Raw genomic sequence first — 23,685 nt, 5'->3', positions numbered from 1 at the left:
GTGCTTGCTTTCGAATTGGGAGGATCCCGATGCGTTCATTCGCGTTGACTGGGTGGTTCTGTGGTGGGCTGTTGTCGTTCGCGGCCTTCGGCGCGGGCTGTTCCCTATCGGGCACAGGCGGCGCAGACAGCCGCATCGTCTCCGGGGAAGACTGCGTCCCTTCGGACGACGAGGGCGGCGCGCCGGCGCCGAGCTTCCCGGGATCCGGCATGTCGGGCGCCGGCGATTCCATCACCGCGGATCTCGATCCGCTGTCGTGCGGCGCGAGCGCCCGGGGGGTCCCCGTGGACGGGACCGCCCAGGTCGACTGCTATTACACGAACAGCAACCCGACGACCCCGATGGCCTTCGTCGAGCGGGTCGTCGAGATCGCCGAGAGCGAGGAGCTCGTGCACGTGCGGCTGACGCTCAACCCCGCGTTCGTCGACAACACGTATGGCGAGACGGCCATCGGGTGGGGCGGCGGCGAGGAGCCCGGCGGCCCGCAGCCCGGCGGCCCGAAGCCCGGCGACGGGCCGAAGCCGAAGGGTCACGGGGGCCACACGTTCAAGGATCTCGTGGGCAGCGACAAGGCCCAGTTCCAGCTGACGAACGGGAAGGGAGAGCTCGTGCTCGACTTCTACGTCGACTATCTCTCGGCCGACGAGGCGAGCCCCTCGGGGTATGCGTCGCTCGGCGTGCTCGGCGGAGAGGGCAAGATGCTCCTCGGAGACGCCGGCGCCGTCGTCGCGGCGACCACCTCGCTCGACCGCGATCTCAACGCGTGCGGGTACGGCGGGTACCTCGAAGACTCCCCGGAGACGGACGAGAACTACACCCCCAATTCGGAGACACCGAACTGGGATTACCGCGTCGTGTACGACGTGTGGGTGAGCGCCTCGGCGTTCGGCGCGGCGGGCTTCGGCGACGCGACCATCAGCTACGTGCACGCCTCTCCGAGCAAGTACCCGTCGGACACGGTCACCGTGACGCCGGGGCCGTGCCCCACGCCGACGTGTGAGGGCGACGACCCGCCCGCCGGCGGCGGCGGCGGCAGCGATGCAGGTGAGGATCCGGGCGGAGGCGGGGAATGCAAGGAGTCGGGTGGGGAGTGCACGGCCAACGCGGACTGCTGCTCGGACGGCGACGTGTGCCTGAGCGGGGTGTGCCAGCAGCTCGTGATCCCGCAGTGAGCCGGTGAACTCCCCGGCGCCGGCGCGCCGGCGCCAGGCGCTCCGCGCTGCAGATCGCCAGGCGTAGGGCTGGAACCCCGGAGTTATTCGAGAAGATTCACAGGGAGGCGGGGAGACGGGGAGTAAAATCCCATCGATCTCCCCGTCTCCCTGTTCAATTTTTCTCTAAAAATGTGAACTGGTGTTCCCCGGCGCCGGCGCCGCCGCGGCTCGCGGAGGATGCTACTTGCCCAGCAGGGCGTTCATCACCCTGTTGTAGGTCTCCTTCTTCCCATACTGGTCGTTGAAGAGCAGCGACTGCGAGCTTTGCCCGTTGCACAGCGCTCCGCTCCAGCTGTTGAGCCACGACCTGCCGTCGTTGATCCCCCAGAAGGTGATGGCGGTGCACTTGGGCTCCTTGAAGCAGGCCGCGACGATGTCGTGGTAGTACGCGAGCTGCTCATCCGCCGTGACCACGCCGCCGCAGCGGTTGATGTCCATCTCGGAGATCAGCACCTCCAGGCCCAGGTCGGTGAAGCGCTTAAAGTTCGCCGCCACATCCGCGCCAGTGGCCTCGTTGTTCGGCGGACCGATGTGCATCTGGAACCCGACGCCGTCGATCGGGACCCCCCGATCGACCATGCCCTTGATCATGTTGTAGACGAACTCGACCTTGTCGTTGCGCGCGTCGATGCTGTAATCGTTGTAATAGAGCTTGGCCTTCGGATCCTGCTCTCTCGCGATCTGGAAGGCGAGGTCGATGTAGTTCTGCCCGATCTGGTTGTAGAACACCGTGGGCCTCATGCGGGGATTGCCGACCCCGGTGTCGCTGTCGGTCTGGACGGCCTCGTTGACGACGTCCCAGTGGTCGAGCCGGTCCTTGAAGTGGCCCATGACCTGGGTGATGTGCCTGCGCATGGCCGCCTCGACGTTGGCCTTCCCGGTCATGGAGCTCATCCAGTTAGGCAGCTGGCTGTGCCACACCAGGGTGTGGCCCTTGACCTTCATGTTGTTCTGGCGCGCCCAGTTCACGATGTTGTCCGCGGAGCCCCAGCTGAAATTCCCCGCGCTGGGCTCGAGCGAGTCCCACTTCATCTCGTTCTCCGCCGTCACGTAGTTGTGCTCGGTGGAAGCGACGCGCTTGTAGTCGTTGTTACCGAGACCACCGCCGGAGATGGCCGCTCCGATCAGCAGCGGGGGGTTCGCCTTCTCACCGGCCTCCCTCAGCGTGCTGGCGCTCGCCGCGGGGACTCTGGCGCTGGCGCCGCCGCCTGTGCCATCGCTGCCGCCCGTGCCCTCGCCGCCGGTGCCGCTGCCGGTCGTCGCGCCGCCGCCGCTGCCGCTCGTCGCGCCGCTGGTCGCGCTCGTCGGGTCGCCGCTGCCGGTCGTCGCGCCGGCGCCGCTGCCGGTCGTCGCGCCGGCGCCGCTGCCGGTCGTCGCGCCGCCGCCGCTGCCGCTCGTCGTGCCGCCGCTGGTGGTGCCGCCCGTCGCGCCGCCGCTGCCGGTCGTCTCGTCTCCATTGCCGTCACCGCTGTCCGAGCAGCCGGCTGCACACAGGAATGCCGAGAGGAGAAGTGTAAAGGGTGCTGATCTCATGCTCGCATGCTCCAAAGTAAAATGTATTTACTAACTCACGCGACCTGGTGCCTTGATCATCCGCGGGGCCACGTCGCGCGCGGGCGGCACCCGAGGTGGTGCCGAACCGGCAGTATATCGGCCGCTGTCTCCCAAGCATACAGCTTCACGAGGCGGACCCGAAGGATAAGGGGCTCCGGAAGGGAATTCCAGGACCGTTCGAGAATTTTGACATGGGGATAATGTGCGCCCGAGACCGAGTCGGTAGGGCGCCCCACACGCGGCTCGCCGTGCTCCTGGGGTGCACCTGCTGCTGGGGCGCACCTGCTCCCCGGAACGAGCAGGAGGTCGCCGCAGACCTCGACGATCGCGCGACGAAACGTCCTTTGGCGCCGGCGTTCAGAGGCAGCGGGGAGAGGGGAACGTGATCTTCACATTCCGGATCTCCTGGCGCGCGGTGGCGTCTCCCGTGCCGGCGGCGAAGCCATAAAAGAACTTCGACCCGACGGGGAAGCCGGGGATGGAGAACCCCTGGAACTGGCTTTTGCCGTCGATGATCAGGCTCACCTTGCCTTGGTTGAGCTCGAGCTGCGCCGTATGGAACGCGCCGTCGCCGAGCGCGACGCCGCTCGTCCCCTGGGCCAGCGAGCCGAGGACGCCCGCGTCGCAAAGCTGCGTGAGGTCGTCCACGCCCACGTGGTTCTTGTTGGAATCCGTGCAACCGAGGTTGCGGTAGGTGTCGATCTCGACGCCGTAGCCGGCGAGCCCGGCCATGCCGAGGCCACCGCCGGGCTCGCCCACGGCCGTCTCTCCTGTCGTCTGGAGCATGAAGCCCATCCCGTCGCCGCTGCCGAGGCGGAACTCGAACGTCGCGGTGAAGACGTCGGCGGCGAGGGGCTTCCGATAGACGATGGTGCCGGCCTGCCCGTGTATGGCCTCGGTGAGCACGCCAGCCAGCCTGTCGGCATCCCAGAAGGCGTCTCCATTGAAGGACCACCCCTCCGGCGGTGAGGCCATGTCCGCGGCGAGGCTCACGCCGCAGGCGGTTCCAGCGGGGCATGTGCCCTCGTCGGTCTGCCCATCGCAATCGTTGTCGACGAGGTCGCACACTTCCGGCGACGGGACACACCCGGGGCCTGGCTCGTCGGGGCCCGGCTCGTCGGGGTCCGGCTCGTCAGGGCCCGGCTCGTCGGGGCCCGGCTCGTCGGGGACTGGCGCTTCCGGGCCTGGCTCCAGGAGGATGTCGCTCCGACCGCCGCACATGGACACGGCGGCGGCGAGCGCCGGGAGCAGGAAGAGGGCCTTTGCGCGCGCTCGCCGGCCTGCGCCTGCCGCCGCGTGTGAAGAGCGGAGTGGCTGTGAAGATGGCATGTCCTCTCGATCCTCGGCGCGACCACGGATAGCGTGGATGATGCAAAACACCCTCGCGCCAGCGCGCTTGCGCGGCAGCCTACCAGATCGCAGCGCGGGCACCTCCAGGAATCCGGGGGGGTGAAGGTCGGGATCCTGCCGAGCACGACGCGGCCGCGCCCTCTCCCGGCGTTCGACCGGCGTGCGCCTCGACGAGGGGCGCCGGTCCATGGCATGGATGGGCCTCATGGCCGAGCGCTCCATCTCGATCCCGATCGTCGACAGCAGCCCTGTCTCAGGCGTGATCCACGTCCCGAGGACGCGGGCGAAGCGCTCCGGCGTGGCCGTCGTCCTCGGCCATGGCGCCGGCAACGACATGAACGCGCCCCTCGTGGTCGACGTCGCCGGGCGGCTTTTGGCGCGCGGGCACACCGTGCTCCGCTTCAATTTCGTCTACAAGGAGCTCGGCCGGAAGGCGCCCGACCGGCAGCCGCTCCTCGAGAAGGCGTTCGAGGCGGCGATCGAGAGGGTGCTCGAGCACGGGCCGGAGCGCCTCGTGATCGGCGGCAAATCGATGGGCGGGCGCATTGCGTCGCTCCTCGCTGCCCGCGGCGTCCGCGCGGACGGGCTGCTGTTCCTCGGCTATCCGCTCCACCCCGCGGGCAAGCGCGCCCCGCTCCGGGACGCGCACCTGCCCGCGATCCCCGCGCCGCTCCTGTTCCTTCAGGGCACGCGCGACCCGCTGTGTGATCTCGCGCTCCTCCGGCCCGTCCTGAAGGGCCTCGGGCAGCGGGCCAGCTTGCACGTGATCGAGGGCGGCGACCACTCGCTCGATCTCCTCAAGTCCGCGGGGCGGACCAGGGAGAGCGTGCTCGAGGAGATCGACCTGGCGATCGACGGTTGGCTGAAGGCGCGGGTCCTCGCCGCGCGCCCGAAGGCGCCGTGACGATCCTCTTCTCGAGAGAGGAAGGCGTCTACGATGCCGAGCTGCGCCTTCTGGCCAGCCTTTGCGACGAGCGGCGCGCTCGATGAGCCGATGAGCCGCCGTCGTCGCGCTCGCGGCGAGGCGTCAATTGATGATGGCCGGGTCCTCGATCGTGAAGCACTCGACCGACGACGCCGCGTACTTGATCGCGTTGTACCAGAACTGCGAGATCTGGAAGACCTGCGCCGCGGATCTCTCGTAGCAGGGGCTGTTCGGGTCCGTGTACATCTGCGGATTGAGGCACGCGGCCGTCCCGCGCCACTGGCCCGAGTAGGTCACCCACTCGTCGCCGAACGCGACGACATGGCCCTTGCCGATCTCCTCGTGCACCGCGAAATTGTTCCTGCCGTCGGTGCTATCGACGGTCGCGGTCGTCGATTTGATCGAGCGCGCGATGTAGGCGCCCACGCTCTGGATGTTCCTGCCGAGCGGCGAGTCCTGGTTCCAGTTGCCCACGGCCACGGGGAGGTCGCCGCCGAGCGGCAGCGAGCCGCCCCAGCAGTTGCAGTTCGCGCAGCCGTTCCGCGCGGGATCCAGGAGGCCGTCGGCATTGAACTGGATGTCGGTGAACGAGAGGAGCTGGTTGGTCGCCGTGATGTCGTGGATGGTGCATCCCTGCCCATCGCACTGATAACCGCTCAGCGCGATGAGGCCGCCGCCGTTGTTGACCCAGTCCTTGAGCGCGTTCACCTCGTCCGGCGAGAACTGCCACGGCGCCCCGTCGTCGTTCTGGGCGCCCTTCGTCACCATCCACTGGAGGAGGATCACGTCGTACTTGGCGAGAAACTCCGCCGTGAGCGTGGGCTTCTCTCGGTTGTAGTTGTCGACCTGGGCCGTGCTCTGCGTGTTGAGCCAATCCTGGAGCGCCGTGGTGCTGTCGCTGCTGCACGGGCCCCAGACGCCTTCGCGGCCGATCGACGCGATGTTGATGCAGGTGCAGTTGCCGGCGTCGTCGCAGGTCGTCTGGTGGCCGGCGTCGGGCGGCGGCTCGCCGCCCGGCCCCGTGCTCGTCAGCCCGATCTCGCCGCCGATATCGTCGCCGGTGCTGGTGCTGCTGACGCTGCTGACGCTGCCGCCGCCGGCGCCGCCGGCGCCCTGGCCGACCGCGCCATTCCCCGTGGTGTTGCCGTTGCCGCCCGATGAACAGGCGATGACGGGCAGCCAGAGCGCCGCGAGCACGGCGCCGCAACGCGTCGCGAAATGAAGTGTTGTCATGATCGATGAGACTACCACTCCCCGCGCCTGGCTGGAGATCCAAAATGGGGGAGGCGATCCACCCGAAGCGCTACAGGCAGCTCGATTTCCAGCTCCAGCCGCGCGTGTCCCCCGCGCGACAGCGCCGGCGTGAGAGTCGCCCCATGCTCTACCGGACGGGCAGGCACGAGAGCGCGCAAGGATACGAGGGGTGGCGATCGACCCTCGCGGTGTCTTGGGCGCGGCTATGCGCACGTGTGCCGCGGGTGCGTGTGGTGTGGGCGAAAGAAAGCGGTGCTGGGGGAACGGTCGGGAGTGCAGGCGCCGGAAGCGTGCTACGCGGTTCTTGATCTCTCGCAGGGCTTGCGTTTGGCCCACAGCGTCGGACGTCGACGCGCCGGGTTTGCCGGGAGAATTGAAGCTCTCCCCGGAGGGGGGTCGACACCTTGCCGGAGAGTTGAAATTCGATCTGGAGGGTGTCGATACCCTCCAGGGACAATTGAAATCCAACCTGGAGGGTGTCGACACGCTCCGCGGACAATTGAAATTCAGCCAGGCGGGTATCGACACCTGCCGGGGAGAGTCCCGATTCAACTTGAAGCCTGCAGGTGCCCATTGCGCCAGATAATTCGGCTGTGGCTGTGTCCTGCGCTGCCTGCTGAGGCTTCTTGGGCTACGGCTCGCCCTCTGCTCCAGCCTGCTTCTCCTCCGCGGCGCGCGCCTCATTCAGCGCGAACAGCCGGTCGATCAGCGCGTCCTCGAACGCGCTCCGCGCCTGCCGCTCTCCCGGTGTCGCGGGCTCCACGTACGGGGGGACCTCCACGCCGTCGAACCCGTAGGCCGAAAGGACGGCCCGGTCCATCTCCTCGTGGAGGCCGCGCAGCTCGACGATGCTCGGCTCCTTGCACCTCGGGTCCTTGATGAGATTGTATGTCTCCGTCAGCCCCAGCCGCGACGCCAGCATCCACCGCGCGCGGGCCGCGTAGAGGCGCTCGCCGGCGGCCTCGACGCGGCCGCCCTCGGCGAGGTGGTCCGGGCGAGGGAAGGGGAACGTCTCCACGCAGTCCGACGGCGCGTACCGGAGGCCCTCTCCCATCGTCGAGGAGAGCAGCCGTGCCCACGTCTCGTGCGCGCGCGACTGGAGGACGGCGAAGCGCGCATGGTCGTCGATCGCGAACACACACAGCTGGTCCGAGAACGTCCGGCCCGCGGGCTGGAAGGCGAAGCACAGGTGCTTCGTCACCCGCGCCGCGACGAGGCACCGCTCGAGCGGCGCGATCTTGCGCCGGAGCTCGGGCCGCGTGTTGGCGAACTGCCACCACCGCGCCCGGTGGCCCGCGTCGATGCCGGTGCCCTTCAGGCGATCCCGCGCCGGCTTCACCCGGGTCCGCACGATCGAGAGCAGCGCGGGCCACCGGCCGGCTTCCTCGAGCCCGCGCTCGCCGAAGTCGATCACGTGACGGTGGGGGCTGTGCGAAGGGGACGAGTTGACCTCCTCGCCGCCGAGGAACGGGCGGAGCACCTCGCCGGCCGCAGGATCGGCCGCGGAGAGCGCGCGCGCCTCGCCGTCGGTCAGGACGAAGCCGTCGCCCCGGAGGAAGCAGCCGATGAAGCACAGATCCCGGCTGGCCCCGAGCGGGCGCGGGTCGGGGCGCTCGGGCATCGCGCGCAGGTGCGAGTTGATGTGGCCCACGGGCACGCCGTCGAGCCGCGGCGGCGGCACGCCGTCGCCCGGCGACATGCCCAGCGCGAGGTGCACGACGGCGACGTGGACCGCGGCGTCTCCTGGCCACGGGACGCTGCGCACGGCGTGGTAGATGATCGCGTCCCCCGCCTCGACGAGCGGCCTGAGGCCCGAACGCCGGGTGTCGCCCTGAGCTATCGTGTTCGTGGCGATGAGCCCCACCGTCCCGCGGCGCCCGAGCAGCGCGGCCGCGCGGCGGAAGAAGTGGGCCGCCAGATCGGTGTTCTTCGTGGCGCCGTGCAGCTGCTCGAGCCACGCGGCGTAGCGCTCGCCGTGATCCGTCGAGATCCGCTTCCCGCCCAGGAACGGCGGGTTCCCGACGAACGCGCCGAGCCGCGCCGGCCGCGGCGCGCGGGCGCCGCCCTGCTCGTCCGGGCGCGGCTCCTGGAACACCTCCGGGAGCTCCAGCGGCCAGTGGAACGCAGGCAGCGGCGGCGGCCCCCCGGGCGTCCCCTCGCGGAGCGCCCGCTGCATCGACAGGAGCTCTTCCGAAGGCGGCCCGCCGCCGCGGAGCCACGCGATCGCGAGCTCGGCCCGCCGGTCGCGCTCCTTCAGCCGGTCACGGTCCTTCTCGTGCGCGAAGAACGCCCCCACGACGAGGTCGCCGAGCAGCCGCGCCCGGGCGATCGCCTCGTCTGCCTCCTTGGCGAGCCGCCGCCGCAGCTCGAGCGCCCGCGCCACCGCGGCGTCTATCGCCTCGCAGAACGGCGGCGCCGGCGCCGCGGGCTTCCAGTGGAAGCCGCGCAGCTGGGCGAGGTCGAGGCCGACGAGCGAGTCGCCGTGCCGGAGGGCGTGATCGACGAACGTGAACGGCTCGTCCTGCGCGCGCGTCACGAGCCAGAGCGACAGCCTCGCCAGGCTCACCGCGAAGGGGTTCTTGTCGGCGCCGTAGAGGCAGCGCCGCGCGACGAGCCGCCGCGCGTGGCTCACGGCGCCCTCGCCCGGCAGGGCGAGCCGCGCGGCCGCCGCCGCGTCGCCGCGCGCGGCCTCGCGCGTCCAGGCGGCCACCACCAGGTCGGCCAGGTACCTGCACGCCTCCATGAGGAACGCGCCGGAGCCCATCGCCGGATCGCAGATCGCGAGCCCGAGGAGCGCCTCGGACGCGGGCTCCTCGCCCAGCTGCCGGAGCAGCGGCTCGAGCGTCCGCGCGACGATCGGCGCGGACAGGCTCCTCGGGGTATAATGGGAGCTCGTCCGCCGTCGCTCGGCGATCGGCTGGAGGAACAGCCGCCCCGCCCCGAGCACGTCGGTGTCCTTCGCGCGCAGCGGTCCGAGCGCCTCGAGGACGCCGGCCACGGTCTCCGCGGCGACGAGCGCCTCCCCGAGCCTCGCCGCCTCCCGCCGCGAGATGCCCGCCCGCTCCGCGAGCCACGCGGTCCGTCGCGCCGTCGGCTGCGCGAGCGCCTCGGCCGCGCCCACCCAGACCCTGTCGGGCCGGAGGCACACGGTCGGCCCGGCGGCGCGCTCGACCCGGTAGCCCATGAGCGCCTCGTAGAGGCCGCCGAGCTGCTCGACGTCGATCGTCCGGTACGACAGCGGGCGCCCATCGAGCACGAGGAGCCGCTCGAGCACCGCGTGCACCGTGCCGTCGTCCACCGACGGCGCGCGCGGCGCGCGCGCCGTCGCGGCGTCGTCCGGGGCCGCGTGCTCCGCCGGCGCCGCGTGTTCCAGGAACGGGTATCGCTCGGGGTCGAAGAGCTGCCCTCCCCGCGCCGGCAGCGTCAGCTCGGGGCGGCGGAGCCCGTGGAAGATGGCGCGGAACAGCGCGACGAGCCGCGGCCACGCCCCGAAGCGCCGCCGCTGCGCGCCCGGGCGCGCGCCGCGCTCCGCCGCGAGCTGCTGGAACAGCGGGCGCACGCCGAGGTGCGCCGCGTAGTACGGGTCCGAGGCCGGCAGGAGCCCGCGGTCCTCCGCGTGCAGCAGGAACACGAGCCGGAGGATCGCGGTGAGCAGGCCGCCGTGGAGGTGCTCCGGGCCGCGGGCGAGCGCGTCCTCGAGCGCGCCCTCGCCGTCGCGCTCGGCCGCATCCTCGAAGCCGCGGAGCAGGACACCGAGCGCGTCGAAGGCCCGCTCCGCGAGCGCGCCCGCGACGTCTGCCTGCTGCGCCCTGCTGTCCCCGGGGACGGGCTGATCCATGCCGAGCGCCCGGAGTGTACGCGAGCGCCGCGCGATCCGCTGCAGGTTCTGCCGGCGGAACGCCGGCGCGGCCGGGCGACCCTCCGGTGCCTCCCGGGGCCGACGCGCGCGGTCTTCAGGGCCTGGCCGGCCGATCAACGGACCGGGTACGTGGTTCGTGTCCGGCAACCTCCCGGTGAGGCGGCCGCCGTGTCGTCCAGCGCGACGCCTCGGGCTGCGCGTTCGCGGCGCTCCCCCTCCCGGCGCCCCGGAAAGACGGCAACTGCCGCCGGTGTTCGATTGAGCTACCCTATGGCGCTGGACAGCATGTCGGCCTTGCGGCGCAGAGCCGGATTGTGAGATTGTTCGAGGGCGACGTCACGAGATGCGGCGCTCTCGACAGACCTGGTCCGGCGGCTCCGGTCGACCCATCGAATGATAGTTAGCCGCCGGGAGCGGACACATGGCTGCAGCGCCGACGTTCAAAGCTCGGAAGGCCGAAATCAGCGGGCACTTGTTCGAGAATCCGAGCGCGGGCGTACCTCGCGGAATCTATTGGTCCTGCAACATCGACTTCGCCCCGATCCTGGACGCACGGCGGAGCGAGGAAGATGCGGAGGGGTGGCCGTGTATGTTGCTCTGCGACTGGATAACCTGGCCAGTCCGCAGCTGGCGGGAGATCGATGGGTTGACGCTCGAGAGTTGCGCTGGTCCTCTTGAAGTCGAGGCATCGTTGTACTTCTTCGGACGGCATCAGCCGCTCTCACGTATCGATTTGTCATTTCAACGATCACGAGCTGATCGCTTCCGTGTCCAGGGCCGATTTCTGGCAGATCTCGACGATATCGCTGGAGGTGTGCTCCACGGAGTGACGTCGGAGTTTGACCTTGAAGGCCGCTTTGCCGGGCTCAGTGTGCTTCCGGACAATCTTTTTCCCAAGCCGAAGTCCGAAGCACAGGCTATCGACGCTCTCGGGGAGTTCGCCGACCTTCGAGCGTATGAAAGACCGCAGTGGGAAGAAACAAGCTGGCTGTTCAGGCCGAGGATCGATGATGCAGCCGGCTAGCATGCGCTTGCGTAGGCCGTGCCTATCCGGACGCTGCCCAACTCGGACATGGAAGCTGACGAGGCCCTCGGTCGCTGCGCTCCCTCGGGACCTCGCAGCTTAACGCCAGTCGTAGGGCAGGCGGTGCCGGATGACTGCGCGTGGCGCGACGGAGCGCGCCGGCATGGACGCGGACGCGATCCTCGGCGAGGCGTTCGACGTGCTGAAGCGGGTGGACTCCATCGAGCGCAGCTGCCAGACGGCGTGAGCCGCCAGCGGCGCGCGGCGCAAGGGTAGCTGACGCGCGTCTTATCGGTTGCAGCAGAGCACGTGCGTGTCACCGGGTACGATTTCCCCGCTCACCACCGTGGAGTCGGTCGAGGGGGCGCAGGTAGGCTCGTCCTTCGTGAAGATGGACCGCACCGCGGCGATCCGCCCCTGAATCGTGTTCGTGCAGAGCGGCCGATCTAGTCCAGAGATGAGAACGGATCCGAGATCTTCGGAGCAGTCTACCTGCCGGTGCAACGTGGTCTGCACGCGGCAATCGCCGCGGCTCGGCTCGCCACAGGAGCACGGGCTGCACGTGCGCGTGTCGTTGTAGACGGGGAACTCCCACCGTGTGTCGTGACCGTCCCAGCATTCTCCGTTCGGTTGCGGCGGATAACAACGGCTGAACGACGTGAACACGAATTCCATTTCTGGGCCACAAGCCCGGATGAAGTCCATGTTGGTATGCCGCACCGCAGGAACCTCGGGGATAGGTTGACAGCCCGACGCACCCGGCGGGTTGATGGTGATAAATGAATAGGAGTCGCTTGGAACGGGCTCGCGGAGGGAAAAACAGGTCCCATTCCAGGAGCTGCCCGGATCGATCGTGGCCACGAGGTCGCTGAGGGAGCAAAGGGGCGAGGAGTGCACGAGTACCGTATTCGGGAGCACGCATCGCGATGGTCCGCACGTGCAGGGCTCGCATTCCTCCGGCCCAGGGGTCCCTATCCAGCCTTCCCACAAAAGGTTGCTGTCGCCGAGCGGATCGCATCGTGGGGCATAATCGGGCGGGCCGGCATAGAGCAGGATGAGCTGGCTCGGATCTGGCTCTGGCAGATGGTCGGGAGGGGCCGATGAGGAGCAGCCGATGGGCACCCATGTGGCCAGCATCGATAGAGCGACGGAGCGCAGAACGGCTGCCATCCTCTTGCCTTGGTCAATCCTCATCATTGGCATGAATCACCTCCTCGAGTTCTGCGATGGAGCAGCAGAAAATTCGCGTTTCGCCGCTCTCGATCGTGCCGTCCACCAGGGAGACATCGGTTGTTGGCGAGCACGCGCCCGGCTCGTCCTGTGCGAATACCACACGCACACCTGCCAGTGGCGAATCTTCGTGTGTTGTGTAGCATGCATCTTCTCTCGTACCGATCCCGTTGATCGATGTCAGCATGTTAGAGCAGCTCGCGTCGCTGAAGAGCAGCACGTCCGCTACGCAGCTCCCACCGACGGGGTTACCGCACTTGCAGGGTGTGCAGGTCCGCGCGTCTCGAATCTTCTCCTGAAACTCGAAACGCATGTCGAAGCCCAGCCGGCACGAACCATCGTCTTCGGGTGTAATACACGCGAGCCCTTTGAAGTCTGTCACATACTCACCGGTCCACGGGCAAGCTCGTGCAAACTTCCCGTTGAGGGGCGGCGGAACAAGGTCCTTCACGGGATCGCACCTGTCGGTCATCGTAGGCGGCTTGAGGGTGACCGAGGCGAACGCGTCGCCCGGGACAGAGGGCGACGTCTCGATGCAGTGCCCTGGCGGGTCGGCTGCACCGGCGAGGTCGATCTTGATCCCTTCGTCCGCGCAGAGACGCGCCTCGTGCACCAGCATCCTGTCCGGCAGCGCGCACGCCGCAGGGCCGCACGCGCACGGCCCGCATTCGTTCTGGTACTGAGGATTCACGGACACATCGGCCCAGCCATCCCAGTAATCGAGTCGACCTCGCGGACAGATGGGAAAATCCGGCGTGTCACCCACCCACAGCAACACCGGGTGATCATCCGTCCGAGGTCTGGGGATCTCGATGTCCTCCCCGCAGCCGAGAAGCGCAGCCGCGCTGAGAGCAAGACAAGAGGTTGATCGCATCGGAAGGCCCTTCCGCTGGTCAGTAATGGACGTTCTGACAAGGGATGATGCCGTCGCAGGGATCGAACTCCCGCGCTGGTGACTTCAAGGCTTGCCGTGGAGGAGCGGCGGGGCGGGTCGCGCGGGGCCGCGGCGCGACGGGCGGCGCGGCGGCTGCTGGTGGTGGCGGCTCGGGGCGCCGATCGGGAGGCCGAGGAGAGGGCAGGCGGCTGGTTCGGAGGGCGGCTACCAAGACGGTCCGCGCCAGGTGCGGTGCAGCTGCGCGGAGGGGTTGCGTCCGCCAGAGGAGGACCATTACCGCGCTGCCCAGCAAGAGAGCCAGCACGAACACCGCGGCGATCGAGCGTGCTCTGGAGCGCCGCGCCGGGGTACCGCTCGGACGCGGAGGGATCGAAGGCGCTGGCGGTCCCAGCAGCATCGGATCGAGGTCCGGCACGTCGGGCACCGGAGGCGGCAGCGGTGCGAGCGGAGGCGCGTGGGTGGCCTCACCCCGCGCGTCGCGCGGCATCGCGCTCTTGACCGTATCGGGCGCCTCGGAAGGGCGCGGCGTGGGCGGCGCGACGGCTCGTCCCCCTTCCTCATCCGAGGTGAACGGCTCCACCTCGTCCGCCATGGCGACCGGCGCGCCCTCGTCCGGCTCGGGTCGGGTGCCGGGCGGCTCCGCAAGGATGTCCGCATGGGCAGGTCCCGGCGGCTCGCCGAGCTCCTCCCACGCCCGGGTGAAGGGAGTCAGCGCAGCGAGCATTTTTTCGATGCTCGGCTGCCGTCGCTCAGGGTTCTCCGCGAGCGAGATCTTTATCATCCACTGAAGCATCGGAGGCATCCCGACGGGAAGACTCGGGGGCGAGGTCCATGTCGAGAGGGGGCGTTGGCACAAGAGCTCGTACATGATGGTGCCGAAACCGTAGACGTCCGTCCGACGTCCCACGCGTCCACCGGAGATGAGCTCCGGCGGTGCATACCCGTACGGATCTTGACTGGCTTCCTCCGCGCCGAGCTGAAAGAGGCGAACGAAGCCGAAGTGCGTTATCGCGTACCGGCCATCGCCCACGACGAAAACCCGGTCCGGGCTGACGGCGCCGTGGATGACAGAGCGCTCATGCGCACGCACGAGGCAACGGCCGACGTCGATCAGCACCTTGAGCGCAGCCGGCCCGAGGGCGTTCCCGCGCGCGGCGTCGATGAGCGGGATCGCGTCGCTGAGCACCGGGGTCGCGGCCCACGCCACGGAGCCGTTCACCCCGCCGTAGAGCACGCGGACGACCTCCGGGACGTCGTCGGAGAGGCGTTGAAGGCGCGCCATTTCTTCGGTGAACACGCCCTCATCGAGGCTCGAACCCTCGCGGACGTGCAACCAGACGAGGGCTCCCGTGTCGCCGAGCTGCCGAGCGAGGAAGTGACGGACCATGCCGCGCTCCTCTCTGAGCAGCTCGTGGCCTTCCCAGATTTCGCCGACGGCTACCATACGAGACTGACCTCCGCGCCGGCGCCTCGCGGGCGGATCTCGGCTTTCCGCGGCCAGACGACGTACACGACCGTCGCGGCGCCGAGCGCTGCGCCGGCGACGAGCGCAGCCGAGCTGAAGCCATGGAACAGGCTCGCCCGTGTGTTGGCGGCGTTCGCTTCGTCGTAGACCTCGCGGAACTGCGCGCTGCTCGGGAGCATCGAGCCGTCCGACAGGCGGGCCACCTTGGCGGCCGTTTCGCGCTCGGCGAAGTCGCCGGCCACACGAAGCCCGACGCCGGCACCGAGCAGGGCCACCGAGGCGGCAGCGCCGGCGCCCATGATCCAGGGGTCGCGGGCGCTGGCGGCGGGAGCCTTCGAGGCCGCAAAGGGAGGGAGGGGGACGCGGCGCGACTGCCGCGCCTCGACCTTCACGAGCGCACGGACGACCTGCCCCTGCTCGCCCATCGCCGTGACCTCGTGCTGCCCAGGCGCGACGAAGACAGGGCTGCCCGCGCTGACCTCGCGACCGTCCACGAGCAGCCGCGCCGTGCCCGGCGGGGGGCTCACGTGGAGCTCCGCCACGCGCTGCCGCACCGCTGCGAGATCGGCGTGCCTCACCTCGTAGCGGCGGCGCTCGATGTCATCGGTCGGGGCTGGCATCTGCTCGACGCACTCCTCGAGCTCGGCCGCGGCCTCCTCGAGGCGGTCGAGGCGCAGATCGAATTGCCCGAGCTGACACACGGCCATCGTCGAGGGAGCGATCGCGTTGACCCGCGCCCAGAGCTCCCGCGCGCGTGCGAGATCGAGCCGCTTGGCGGCCTTCTCCGCCTCATCGATGAGCTCTTGGACCTCGCGGGATCGCGGGGGAGGCTCCGCTGCTGCGAGAGGCAAGGCGCCGGCAAGGACCACGGACAGGGTTGCGGCTCGCGCTGCATAGACGAAGAGGAGATGAGCGCCCATAGTTCACCGTGCAGGCATGAAGGGGACAAAGATGCAGCGCCTACAGCACCAGCGCGGCGCTGCTCTTCTACACCATGTTGCAACACGAGCGAACGGGGACGCAGCCTGCCCCCGCGCACGATCTCAGTCGCTGCATTGCCTGTGCGCGCGACAAATTCTCACGGGTCACCACAAAAAAGAGACCGCCGCACATCTGTGCAACGCCTACAGTCGCCGGGAATCGCTGCCAGTCCCGCCCAGGGGCAGTCAGCGCAGCGCGCCCGGGCGTGCGCCGCGCTCCGTCGCGAGCTCCTGGAAGAGCGAGCGCACGCCGAGCTGCGCCGCGTAGTACGGGTTCGAGGCCGGCAGGAGCCCGCGGTCCTCCGCGTGCAGCAGGAAGACGAGCCGGAGGACGGCGGTGAGCAAGCCGCTGTGGAGGTGCTCCGGGCCGCGGGCGAGCGCCTCCTCGAGCGCGCCCGACCCGTCGCGCTCGGCCGCCTCCTCGAAGCCGCGGCGGAGGACGCCGAGCGCGTCGAAGGCCCGCTCCGCGAGCGCGCCCGCGACGTCTGCCTGCTGCGCCCTGCTGTCCCCGGGGACGGGCTGATCCATGCCGAGCGCCCGGATTGTGCGCGAGCTCCGCGCGCTCTGCTGCAGATTTTACCTGCGCGCGGCGTTCAGGGCTTGATCTTCGCCGCGAACGCTCGTGTGACCGCCGGCCTCGCCTTGATCGCCTTCTCCCAGCGCGCGAGGTTCGGATACGGCTCGACGTCTACCCCCATGCGCGCGGCCATGGAGATCCATGGAAACGTGGCGACATCCGCGATGGAGTACTCGTCGGCGAGGTACTCGGACTCGGCGAGGCGGCCATCGAGCACCTTGTAGATGCGGTCCTGCTCGTTCTGATAGCGCTCGATCGCGTAGGGGATCTTCTCGGGCGCGGCGCTGCGGAAATGGCCGAGCTGACCGAGCATCGGCCCCACCGAGCCCATCTGGAACATCAGCCACTCGATGACGCGCGACCGGCCCGGCTCGCTCGCGGGCAAGAGCTTGCCCGTCTTCTCGGCGAGGTAGATGAGGATCGCGCCCGACTCGAAGACGGTCACTGGCCCGCTCGGGTGGTCGTGATCCCGCAGCGCGGGGATCTTGCCGTTGGGGTTGATGCGCAGGTACTCCGGCGTTTTCTGCGCGCCGGACCCGATGTCGATGGGCTTGATCTGGTAGGCGAGCCCGAGCTCCTCGAGGAGAATGATGGGCTTGTAGCCGTTCGGCGTGGTCCACGTGTACAGGTCGATCATCTGGTGCTCCCTCCCATCGGCGGTGCCCCCGGCACCCGTCCCGGTAGCCACGGGGATGGTCCCCGGGTGACCCGCGGAGGTCAAGCGAGGGCTGAGGTCCTCGCGCTCCCCCTCGCGCGGCACCTCGATTTCACCCGAGCGAGCTCGCGCGTGCGAGGCGCCGTGCGCGCTCAGCATGCCGCCAGGTCCTCGCATGCCCTTCGAAATCCCCCGGGCGGTACGTCGCGGCCATGAATGCTTGGCAGGACGAGGTTGAAGACAAGTACGACGCGTTCTTGCTCGACCCCGGCATGGGACCGATGACCTACCTGACCTCCGACGGCCGCGTTCTCGAGGACCTCCGCGGCTGGGACGGCGATGAGATCGTCGAGGTCGACGGTTTGCACGCACATTCCGCGCTGATCGTCGGCGCCCGGAAGACGGGCATCGTCGAGCTTCTCGAGCTGATCCCGCAGCCACCTCCGGGGTCGCCGATCTGCTCGAAGTGCAACGGCAAACGCGTAGCTGAACCGGCCCCCGGATTCGGAATCGAGCTCCCCTGCAACGAGTGCGACGCGCGCGGCTGGATCGATGCTGGCTGACTCCCGGATGAACCCGTCGCGGCGCCGCGCTCCACGCCTCGCGCGCGGGTCGAGTCGAGCGCCTCACCGGCGAAACGCGCGTGACGCCCTTGACCAGAGGGCCGGTTTGCTCTTCGTTTTCCCCGACCATGAAGCTCGTCATCCGCTCTGCTGGCGTCTGGGGGCATCCCAATCTCCGGACGTGGGCGCCCGACGACCCCGACGCGTTCGCCGAGGTCGTGATGCTGGACATCGGGCCCAGAAAGGGGGCGGGCGCGGATTCCTTCACCCTCAGGGTGGCCACGCCCGCCGGGCTGGACCGGCTGGAGGCACGCGATGGCGTCCTGGCCACCCGCCCCCTGCTCGTGATGCGCCGGTACGACTTCGACGATCTCTGGCGCTGGCTCGAGCAGACCGTCGCGTCCTGCGAGGCCGAGACCTGGCCCGCCTGCGTCGAGAACCTCCGGCGCTACTTCGCCTGGGAGTACGAGAGCTACCGCGAGCCGTGACACGGCGCGCGCTCTCCTGTTCGCCCCCGCTGCGCGCCGCAGCGCCGTTCGGCGCGCGCGGCGGCTCCTCCGGCCCGGCCGCCCAGCCGGCGCTCGCGGCCCCCGGAAAGGCGGCGAATGCCGCCGGTGTCAGGCGCATCTACGCGACCGCGCTGGGCAGCATTTGAGCCTTGCGGCGCAGAGCCGGTCTGTGAGATCTTGTGTGGGGGAGGTCCTAACACTACTGCGAGAAGTCGGAGGGGGAAGCGAACCGCCATGACGCCAAGGGCGCCAGGAAACCAGGGAAATGAGAGGGGAAAATGCCGGGACGGCACTTCTTCCTTCTCCCTTGGCGATCTTGGCGCCATGGCGGTTCTTCTTTGCGCCGCTCGTCCGAGGATAGAGAAATGAGGCTGACCATCTTTCTGGAGGAGTACGCGAAGCACACGGCGCTCAACATCGGGCAAGTGATGCAAGGCGTGCGGTACTTCCACTCTCATCCGGACTGTGATGATGTCGCGCCGCGAGGGACGTTCAGGCACTGTTTCTTGTCGATGTCCCTTCGAACGAAGCGAATCGCGAACGACCTCTTCTTTTCCGTGATTCCACCTCACTGGCATCACACGCCAGAGGAGCTCCGCGGGATGCGGCCGATCTCGATCAAGAAGTGGTTCTTCTATGGATATTCAGCCTGGCAATTTGACGAGTCCGGGCAGGTCAGAACCGACCTCGACGGAAGAGAGGATCGAAGATGGGATCCGCGATGCCAGAAGCCACAGACTTGACGGGTGGAGCGCCTGACGGCGGTCTGCGGCGGACGGCGCTTCGCACGGCCGCTGAAGCCGAGCGTCGGGCGGACCAACGTGACGTGCGCTCGAACGCGACGCGGCGCGAGCGAGAGGACCCACGGTAGGAGGACGGGGAACGTCGAGGTGCCCAGGGAGACGTGCGAATACCCGACCTCGGTGTCGCCGGCGCTGGCCGACCTGGGCCTGCTGCCGATGAGAGGGTGAGCGCGCGCCCCCGCTCGCGGCGGAGGCCCCGTTCGGCAGCAAAGGGGAGGCGATGCTCTCATGGGCTGAAGTGAAGCCGCTGATCTCGCAGATCGTCGGCCCGCGACTTGCCGATCTCGGGTTCCACAACCCAGGCCGTGCCATGTGGCGGCTTCGCCCGTACTTCGTCGACGTCGTCTGGTTTCACTGCCCTCGCGCCGGCATCTTCCAGGTCGAGTTTGGTTGTGGGCTGCGCAAAGCCGTCCGAAACAATCCGGCTCCCTGGCATTGCCAGTTCCGCACGCAGCCGGGGCATTCGTTCAACTGGGAGGAGATACCCTGGTCGTTTCGCCTGTCGGAATCGGAGCAGGTCGAGGTCCTCCGGCTGCTCGCCCCTCGGGTCGTGGCAGCCGCAAGGCGGTGGTTCTCTCACTTCGACACGATCGACAGCGCCATCCGCGCGCTGGAGAGCAATCCGTTGTCGGGGCCGCGAAGTGTGGCGCTCTGCGCCCCCGGCAGTCCTGCATACAACGAAGCGATGTCCGAGCTGCGCGTCGCGGCGGCCGGTGTGGCCGGACAACCCGCGGCGGCCGACGAGGCCGGGGCTCTGCACCGACCTCGCCGCTGAGCGCGAACGTTGTCGCTCACGATGAGCCGACGCCCGCGGGCTCGCCCTGCGGCGGCGCGCCCGGCAGCGCCGCGCGGGCGCCGCCTTCGGCTTCGAGCGACGCGGCCGCGAAGAGCTCCTCCGGCGAGAGGATCCGGTCGATGTCGAGCAGCAGGAGGAGCCTGTCGCCCACCTTGCCGAGGCCGGCGAGGTGGCCCTGGCGGGCCCGCGTGCCGAACGGCGGCGGCGGCTCGATCGCCGCCGCGTCGAGGTCCACGACGTCGCCCACGGCGTCGATGAAGAGGCCCATCCGGGTGAGCTCGCCGTCGAACTCCGTCTCGACGATGAGGATGCAGCTCCGCCGCGTGATCACCGACGGCGGGAGCCCGAGCCGGACGGCGAGGTCGATGACCGGGATCACGCGCCCCCTCAGGTTGAGCACGCCGAGCACGGCCTGCGGCATCCTCGGCACCCGCGTGATCGCGGTGATCTCGACGATCTCCCGCGCGCGGAGGATGTCCAGCGCGAGCTCGTCGCCGCCCACGAAGAACGAGATGTACTGCGACGATCGCGGCTCCGGCGCGGCGCTCACGGGACCTCCGCGCGCGCGGAGGCGGCCCGAGCCGCGCCCCGCGGCGGAAAGCGCTCGAACTCGGCGTCCTCGTGCAGCGCCGCGGGGGAGCGCAGGGCCCCGTTCGTCCTGGCCCGGGCGAGCGTCGCGAGCACGGCGGCGCCGTTCGAGGCGCCCGGCGAGGCCGCGGAGCCCTCCCGGGAGGGCGGCGGGAGGCGCCGCGCGCCGCCCGCGCCGGGGGCGCGCGGCGCGCGGGGGCGCTCGGGGAACGCGAGCTCGTCGCCCACCTGGAAGAAGCGCAGCATGCCCGAGAGCGCGTCCGCCTGGGCCGCGAGCTCCTCGGCCGTGCTGGCGAGCTCCTCGCTGATCGCGGCGTTGCGCTGCGTCACCTCGTCGACGCGGCGCATGGCGCTGTTCACCTGGCCGACCGCGTCGGCCTGGCTGAGCGAAGCGGTCGCCACCTCCTGCGTGAGCGTCGAGGTCTGCCGGATCGAGGGCGCCATCTCCTCGAGCAGCTGCCCCGAGCGATCGGCGACCTGCACGCTCGTCGACGCGAGCGCGCCGATCTCCTTGGCGGCGGCCTGGCTCCGCTCCGCGAGGCGGCGGACCTCGCTCGCGACCACGGCGAAGCCGCGGCCGTGCTCGCCGGCCCGGGCCGCCTCGATCGACGCGTTCAGCGCGAGCAGGTTGGTCTGGTACGCGATCTCCTGCACGATAGAGACCTTCTCGGCGATGTCGCGCATCGCGGCCACGGTGCGCTGGACCGCCGCGAGGCTCTGCTCCGCGGCGGCCGCGGCGCCGGTGGCGAGCTCGCCGGTCTGCTGGCTGCTCTCGGCGTTCTTCTGGATCGAGCCGCTCACCTCCGAGAGGCTCGCCGACGTCTCCTCCACCGCGGCCGCCTGCTCGCTCGTGCCCTGCGACAGGTTCTGCGAGGTGGCCGAGATCTGCGTCGAGGCCGCGGCGAGCGACTCGGCGCCCGTGCGGATCTCCAGGAGGACGGTCGAGAGCTTGTCCGCCATCTCCCCCATCGCCTCCTCCAGCTGCCCGAGCTCGTCGCGGCCCGCGGCCACGCCCCGGTGCCGCAGATCGCCGTCGGCGATCCGCCTGGCGAGCCCCACGGCCGAGCTCAGCGGCCCCGTGATGCTGCGCGAGACGAGGACGCTGACGAGCACGCCGACCGCCAGCGCCGCGAAGGCGATGAGGCCCATGTCCCGCGAGGCGCGCTGCGCGTCGCCGCTCAAGGACGCCTGCTGCGCCTCCATGTCCCTCGTTCTCGCCTGGGCGAGGCCCTCGGCCGATTCCTCGAACCGGTGGATCTCGTCCTTGTAGCCGGCCATCAAGGCGTTCACCGCCTGGGCCGCGGGGGGCAGCTGCCCGGCGAGCGCGTCCTGCATCACGCGGCGAAAGCCGACGACGTAGCTCGCCAGGTCGCGCCGCATCGCGGCGACCGACTTCCGCTCGTGGGGCAGCGTCACGAGGCGGTCGAGCTCGTCCATCCGGCGCTGGATCTGCGCCTCGAGCTCGTTCCATTTCTCCTGATACCCCTGCTGGACGGGGCGATCGCCCATGCTGAGAAGGCAGTCTTTCTCGTAGCGGCGGAGCTCCATGAGGTCCCGCTCGAGCTGCATCGCGATCGTGAGCTCCCGGGCGTCCGACACCAGGATCTCGTGCGTCTTCTCCGCGATGGAAGTCAGGCCGAGGTGCCCCGAGATCGCGATGGCGATCATGAGCATCGCCATGAACGCGAGCGAGAGCGAGAGACGCAGCGCAATCCTGAGCCGGTTCATCGTGTCCTTCCCTCTGGATCCATCGCCCCTCCGCGTGCCTCCGCGGGGGGAGCCCGCCATCGATCCCTGGGCGCGAGCTCGCCGCCGCCGGCGCGGCCGCGGGTGAGGTCGTTCATCAGCGCGTCCACATCGAGGATCAGCGCGAGCCTGCCGTCGGCGAGGACCGTGGATCCGGTGATGCCCCGGGTGCGGCGGAAGAGCCGGCCGAGCGGCTTGATGACCGTTCTGCCCTCGCCGTCGAGCGAGTCGACGACGAGGCCGGCCTGGCCCCCCTCGTGGGCCACCACGACCACGCTCTCGCGGGCCGGCGCAGGCCCGGAGAGCCCGAAGAGGTCGCGGAGCCGCACGCACGGCAGCGCGCGCCCGTGCACGTGAAGGACGCCGCCCGGGCCCGCGGCGAGGGCGCCGTGCGGGAGCCCGACGCAGGCGACGACCGCGCGGAGCGGGATGACATAACGCTCGCCGGCGGCGCTCACCGAGAAGCCCTCGATCGTCGCGAGGGTGAGCGGGAGCCGGAGGATCAGCGTGGTGCCGACCCCCGCGGCGCTCTCGATCCCGATCGAGCCCTCCAGCGACTCGACGCGGCGCCGCACCACGTCCATGCCCATCCCCCGGCCGGACAGGTCGGAGACGGTCGTGGCGGTGGAGAAGCCCGGCTCGAACACCAGGTCGTAGAGCTCGCTGTCGGAGAGCGCGTCGGCGTCCGGGCACCTGCCCTGCGCGCTGGCCCGCGCCGCGATCTGGGCGCGGTTCATCCCCGCGCCGTCGTCGGAGACGCGGAGCGCGATGCCGCCGCCCTCGTGCGCGGCGCGCAGGGTGATGGTCCCGCGCGCGTCCTTGCCGCACGCCTTCCGCGCCTCGGGCGGCTCGAGGCCGTGATCGATGCCGTTGCGGATGAGGTGGGTCAGCACGTCGCGGAGGCGCTCGATCACCGCGGTGTCCACCTCGACGTCGCCGTGCACGACAACGAGGCGCGCGAGCTTGCCGTGCGACCGGGCGAGATCGCGCACGGCGCGCTCGTACTGCCGGAACCAGGGGCCGACAGGCACCATCCGCGCGCGGCGGATCGCCTCCTCGAGCTTGGTGTTCAGCCGATCGAGCTCCTCGAGGCCGTCCCGCAGCGCCGCGCCGACGGCGCCGCCCGCGAGCTGGACCTCGCGCGCGATCCGGTTCCGGGTGATCGCCACCTCGCCGATGAGATCGACCATGCCATCGAGCTTCTCGACGGTGATGCGGACAGTCTTCGCGCCCGGGCTCCGGTCGCCCTCGTCCCCGGCGATCGACGTGGCCCCCTTCGACGTCGGCGGGGTCCCCTCGCGCTCGGTGCGCCGGGCGCTCTTGAGCCGCTCGAGCACGCTCGCGGGCGGCGAGGTCGACCCCGGCGGCTCCTCTCCTCCGTCCATCTCCGCGAGCTGGCGGCGCGCCGAGTCGACCGTCTCGAGGAGCAGCGAGACCACCATGCCGGTCACCGGCAGCGTGCGCCGGTGCAGATCCTCGATCACGTCCTCGGCGGCGTGGGTGAGCTCGCTCAGCCCCTGGGCGCCGACGGAGCTCGCGTTGCCCTTCATCGTGTGGGCGACGCGGAAGATGCGCTCCAGGAGGTGGCCGGCGTCGGGTCGCCGCTCGAGCTCGAGGAGCGCGCCCTCGAGCTCGTCGAGGTGCTCCGCGGTCTCGGCGGCGAACATCTGCATGAGCGCGGCCCGCTCGGCATCCATC

Annotated in this window: 19 protein-coding genes; 7 read left to right on the top strand and 12 right to left on the bottom strand. The window is 69.8% G+C overall.

What is annotated here, in order from left to right; all coding sequences use genetic code 11:
• The first annotated feature begins 29 nt into the window (after nt 1-29).
• On the top strand, nt 30-1,172 hold the full coding sequence (locus ACSRUE_RS37345; protein WP_441287738.1) for a hypothetical protein: 1,143 nt from the start codon (nt 30-32) through the stop codon (nt 1,170-1,172).
• A 222-nt stretch (nt 1,173-1,394) separates the two neighbouring features.
• Here the strand turns inward: ACSRUE_RS37345 and ACSRUE_RS37340 are convergent, their stop codons facing one another.
• Nucleotides 1,395-2,747 (bottom strand): endo-1,4-beta-xylanase, encoded by a 1,353-nt coding sequence (locus tag ACSRUE_RS37340; protein ID WP_441287737.1) that lies wholly within the window; start codon nt 2,745-2,747, stop codon nt 1,395-1,397.
• Between the two features lie 378 nt (nt 2,748-3,125).
• Nucleotides 3,126-4,097, bottom strand: coding sequence for a lectin-like domain-containing protein (locus ACSRUE_RS37335; protein WP_441287736.1), 972 nt, complete (start codon nt 4,095-4,097; stop codon nt 3,126-3,128).
• A 226-nt stretch (nt 4,098-4,323) separates the two neighbouring features.
• Between ACSRUE_RS37335 and ACSRUE_RS37330 the strand changes: the two genes are divergently transcribed.
• A complete protein-coding gene (locus ACSRUE_RS37330; protein WP_441287735.1) occupies nt 4,324-5,022 on the top strand; it encodes an alpha/beta hydrolase family protein in 699 nt (232 codons plus the stop codon).
• Nucleotides 5,023-5,145: 123 nt separating this feature from the next.
• On the opposite strand, the gene ACSRUE_RS37325 is transcribed toward ACSRUE_RS37330, so the two are convergent.
• Nucleotides 5,146-6,276 carry a hypothetical protein gene (locus tag ACSRUE_RS37325; RefSeq protein WP_441287734.1) on the bottom strand — a complete coding sequence of 377 codons (1,131 nt, stop codon included), beginning with the start codon at nt 6,274-6,276 and terminating at the stop codon, nt 5,146-5,148.
• Between the two features lie 652 nt (nt 6,277-6,928).
• Nucleotides 6,929-10,135 carry a DNA methyltransferase gene (locus tag ACSRUE_RS37320; protein ID WP_441287733.1) on the bottom strand — a complete coding sequence of 1,069 codons (3,207 nt, stop codon included), beginning with the start codon at nt 10,133-10,135 and terminating at the stop codon, nt 6,929-6,931.
• Nucleotides 10,136-10,745: 610 nt separating this feature from the next.
• Here ACSRUE_RS37320 and ACSRUE_RS37315 point away from each other — a divergent pair.
• Complete coding sequence (locus tag ACSRUE_RS37315; RefSeq protein ID WP_441287732.1) at nt 10,746-11,180, top strand: hypothetical protein; 435 nt, start codon at nt 10,746-10,748, stop codon at nt 11,178-11,180.
• Nucleotides 11,181-12,363: 1,183 nt separating this feature from the next.
• On the opposite strand, the gene ACSRUE_RS37310 is transcribed toward ACSRUE_RS37315, so the two are convergent.
• The 5 genes from ACSRUE_RS37310 to ACSRUE_RS37290 all read right to left on the bottom strand — a co-directional run bounded on the left by ACSRUE_RS37310 (nt 12,364) and on the right by ACSRUE_RS37290 (nt 16,964).
• A complete protein-coding gene (locus tag ACSRUE_RS37310; protein ID WP_441287731.1) occupies nt 12,364-13,188 on the bottom strand; it encodes a hypothetical protein in 825 nt (274 codons plus the stop codon).
• Between the two features lie 115 nt (nt 13,189-13,303).
• Complete coding sequence (locus tag ACSRUE_RS37305; protein WP_441287730.1) at nt 13,304-14,692, bottom strand: protein kinase domain-containing protein; 1,389 nt, start codon at nt 14,690-14,692, stop codon at nt 13,304-13,306.
• 50 nt (nt 14,693-14,742) lie between these two features.
• Nucleotides 14,743-15,621 (bottom strand): hypothetical protein, encoded by an 879-nt coding sequence (locus tag ACSRUE_RS37300; RefSeq protein ID WP_441287729.1) that lies wholly within the window; start codon nt 15,619-15,621, stop codon nt 14,743-14,745.
• A 315-nt stretch (nt 15,622-15,936) separates the two neighbouring features.
• Complete coding sequence (locus tag ACSRUE_RS37295) at nt 15,937-16,278, bottom strand: hypothetical protein (protein ID WP_441287728.1); 342 nt, start codon at nt 16,276-16,278, stop codon at nt 15,937-15,939.
• Between the two features lie 65 nt (nt 16,279-16,343).
• On the bottom strand, nt 16,344-16,964 hold the full coding sequence (locus tag ACSRUE_RS37290) for a glutathione S-transferase family protein (RefSeq protein WP_441293171.1): 621 nt from the start codon (nt 16,962-16,964) through the stop codon (nt 16,344-16,346).
• A 275-nt stretch (nt 16,965-17,239) separates the two neighbouring features.
• On the opposite strand from ACSRUE_RS37290, the gene ACSRUE_RS37285 reads away from it, so the two are divergent.
• The 4 genes from ACSRUE_RS37285 (at nt 17,240) to ACSRUE_RS37270 (ending at nt 19,632) form a co-directional block, all read left to right on the top strand.
• The gene (locus ACSRUE_RS37285) at nt 17,240-17,545 is read left to right on the top strand and encodes a hypothetical protein (RefSeq protein WP_441287727.1); all 306 of its coding nucleotides are present in this window, start codon (nt 17,240-17,242) and stop codon (nt 17,543-17,545) included.
• A gap of 128 nt (nt 17,546-17,673) precedes the next feature.
• Nucleotides 17,674-18,033, top strand: a complete 360-nt coding sequence (locus ACSRUE_RS37280; RefSeq protein WP_441287726.1) for an immunity 8 family protein — start codon at nt 17,674-17,676, stop codon at nt 18,031-18,033.
• Between the two features lie 386 nt (nt 18,034-18,419).
• Nucleotides 18,420-18,797 carry a hypothetical protein gene (locus ACSRUE_RS37275; RefSeq protein ID WP_441287725.1) on the top strand — a complete coding sequence of 126 codons (378 nt, stop codon included), beginning with the start codon at nt 18,420-18,422 and terminating at the stop codon, nt 18,795-18,797.
• A 298-nt stretch (nt 18,798-19,095) separates the two neighbouring features.
• Nucleotides 19,096-19,632 (top strand): hypothetical protein, encoded by a 537-nt coding sequence (locus tag ACSRUE_RS37270; RefSeq protein ID WP_441287724.1) that lies wholly within the window; start codon nt 19,096-19,098, stop codon nt 19,630-19,632.
• A 16-nt stretch (nt 19,633-19,648) separates the two neighbouring features.
• On the opposite strand, the gene ACSRUE_RS37265 is transcribed toward ACSRUE_RS37270, so the two are convergent.
• The 3 genes from ACSRUE_RS37265 to ACSRUE_RS37255 are packed head-to-tail and all read right to left on the bottom strand — an operon-like array spanning nt 19,649 to nt 23,684.
• Nucleotides 19,649-20,203, bottom strand: coding sequence for a chemotaxis protein CheW (locus ACSRUE_RS37265; RefSeq protein ID WP_441287723.1), 555 nt, complete (start codon nt 20,201-20,203; stop codon nt 19,649-19,651).
• A complete protein-coding gene (locus ACSRUE_RS37260; RefSeq protein ID WP_441287722.1) occupies nt 20,200-21,969 on the bottom strand; it encodes a methyl-accepting chemotaxis protein in 1,770 nt (589 codons plus the stop codon). The genes ACSRUE_RS37265 and ACSRUE_RS37260 overlap by 4 nt, the downstream gene beginning before the upstream one ends.
• Nucleotides 21,966-23,684 (bottom strand): chemotaxis protein CheA, encoded by a 1,719-nt coding sequence (locus tag ACSRUE_RS37255; RefSeq protein ID WP_441293170.1) that lies wholly within the window; start codon nt 23,682-23,684, stop codon nt 21,966-21,968. The genes ACSRUE_RS37260 and ACSRUE_RS37255 overlap by 4 nt, the downstream gene beginning before the upstream one ends.
• Nucleotide 23,685: the final 1 nt, after the last annotated feature.

This window comes from Sorangium sp. KYC3313 (genome assembly GCF_052075895.1).
GTDB lineage: Bacteria > Myxococcota_A > Polyangia > Polyangiales > Polyangiaceae > Sorangium > Sorangium cellulosum_B.
The sequence above is the reverse complement of the archived record's forward strand: the minus strand, read 5'-3'. Positions and strand labels throughout refer to the sequence as shown.

Excerpts from the sequence above, each read along its gene's own strand:
- ACSRUE_RS37275 (WP_441287725.1), top strand. The coding sequence starts at position 18,420 with ATGAGGCTGACCATCTTTCTGGAGGAGTACGCGAAGCACACGGCGCTC.
- ACSRUE_RS37330 (WP_441287735.1), top strand. The coding sequence starts at position 4,324 with ATGGCCGAGCGCTCCATCTCGATCCCGATCGTCGACAGCAGCCCTGTC.
- ACSRUE_RS37290 (WP_441293171.1), bottom strand. The coding sequence starts at position 16,964 with ATGATCGACCTGTACACGTGGACCACGCCGAACGGCTACAAGCCCATC.
- ACSRUE_RS37260 (WP_441287722.1), bottom strand. The coding sequence starts at position 21,969 with ATGAACCGGCTCAGGATTGCGCTGCGTCTCTCGCTCTCGCTCGCGTTC.
- ACSRUE_RS37345 (WP_441287738.1), top strand. The coding sequence starts at position 30 with ATGCGTTCATTCGCGTTGACTGGGTGGTTCTGTGGTGGGCTGTTGTCG.
- ACSRUE_RS37335 (WP_441287736.1), bottom strand. The coding sequence starts at position 4,097 with ATGCCATCTTCACAGCCACTCCGCTCTTCACACGCGGCGGCAGGCGCA.
- ACSRUE_RS37305 (WP_441287730.1), bottom strand. The coding sequence starts at position 14,692 with ATGGTCCGTCACTTCCTCGCTCGGCAGCTCGGCGACACGGGAGCCCTC.
- ACSRUE_RS37280 (WP_441287726.1), top strand. The coding sequence starts at position 17,674 with ATGAAGCTCGTCATCCGCTCTGCTGGCGTCTGGGGGCATCCCAATCTC.
- ACSRUE_RS37255 (WP_441293170.1), bottom strand. The coding sequence starts at position 23,684 with ATGGATGCCGAGCGGGCCGCGCTCATGCAGATGTTCGCCGCCGAGACC.
- ACSRUE_RS37315 (WP_441287732.1), top strand. The coding sequence starts at position 10,746 with ATGTTGCTCTGCGACTGGATAACCTGGCCAGTCCGCAGCTGGCGGGAG.
- ACSRUE_RS37295 (WP_441287728.1), bottom strand. The coding sequence starts at position 16,278 with ATGGATCAGCCCGTCCCCGGGGACAGCAGGGCGCAGCAGGCAGACGTC.
- ACSRUE_RS37340 (WP_441287737.1), bottom strand. The coding sequence starts at position 2,747 with ATGAGATCAGCACCCTTTACACTTCTCCTCTCGGCATTCCTGTGTGCA.
- ACSRUE_RS37325 (WP_441287734.1), bottom strand. The coding sequence starts at position 6,276 with ATGACAACACTTCATTTCGCGACGCGTTGCGGCGCCGTGCTCGCGGCG.
- ACSRUE_RS37320 (WP_441287733.1), bottom strand. The coding sequence starts at position 10,135 with ATGGATCAGCCCGTCCCCGGGGACAGCAGGGCGCAGCAGGCAGACGTC.